Genomic DNA, 922 nt, shown 5'->3' on the forward strand with positions numbered 1-922 from the left:
CTTCACAAACAGGAGGCCTTCATGTCCCACGCTAATGCAGCCCTGACCCCCAAAGCACGTCTGAGAATCGCCAAGCTCATCGTTGACCAGCAGTGGAGCGTCTCCACCGCAGCGAAAATGTTCATGGTCTCCTGGCCCACCGCCAAACGCTGGGCCGACCGCTACCGAGCCCACGGCGCGGCCGGGATGGCCGACAAGCCCAGCAGACCCCGGACAAGTCCTGCACGCACCCCGCAGGCAGCGGTCAAACAAATCGTGGCACTGCGCTGGCGCAAGCGCTTGGGGCCCGTCCAGATCGCCTACCGGCTGGGCCTGGCTGCCTCGACGGTGCACGCAGTGCTGGTACGTTGCCGGATCAACAGGCTGCGCTATATCGACCGGGTCACCGGTGAGAAAATCCGCCGCTATGAGCACCCCTATCCGGGATCGATGATCCACGTGGACGTCACCAAATTCGGCAATATTCCCGACGGCGGCGGGCACCGGTTCGTGGGCCGGCAGGCCGGAGACAAGAACCGTGCAGCAACCCCGGACAAGCCCCGCAATGCGAACCACAACCCGAAAATGGGAACCGCCTTCGTGCACACGGTCATCGATGATCACTCGCGTATCGCCTATGCCGAGATTCATGATGATGAGAAGTCGGTAACGGCCATCGCGGTACTGGAACGGGCCGTGGCGTGGTTCGCTGCCCGTGACGTCGTCGTGGAGCGCGTGCTATCTGATAATGGGTCCGCCTACCGCTCGCATGCCTGGCGTGACGCCTGCGCCGAGCTGGCCATCACGCCCAAGCGGACCCGCCCTTACCGGCCCCAGACCAATGGGAAAATCGAGCGGTTCCATCGGACCCTGAACGACGGTTGGGCCTACGCCAGGTTCTATGGCAGCGAGGCCACCCGCCGCGAAGCACTGCCGGATTGGA

Annotated in this window: 1 protein-coding gene; it reads left to right on the plus strand. The window is 63.8% G+C overall.

Annotated features, from left to right (window positions below):
- Nucleotides 1-21: 21 nt before the first annotated feature.
- Nucleotides 22-922 (plus strand): IS481 family transposase (locus ACT3S6_RS15890; protein WP_444555775.1); only part of this gene is annotated, 901 nt, incomplete at its 3' end.

The organism is Arthrobacter sp. AOP36-C1-22 (genome assembly GCF_052377515.1).
GTDB lineage: Bacteria > Actinomycetota > Actinomycetes > Actinomycetales > Micrococcaceae > Arthrobacter_H.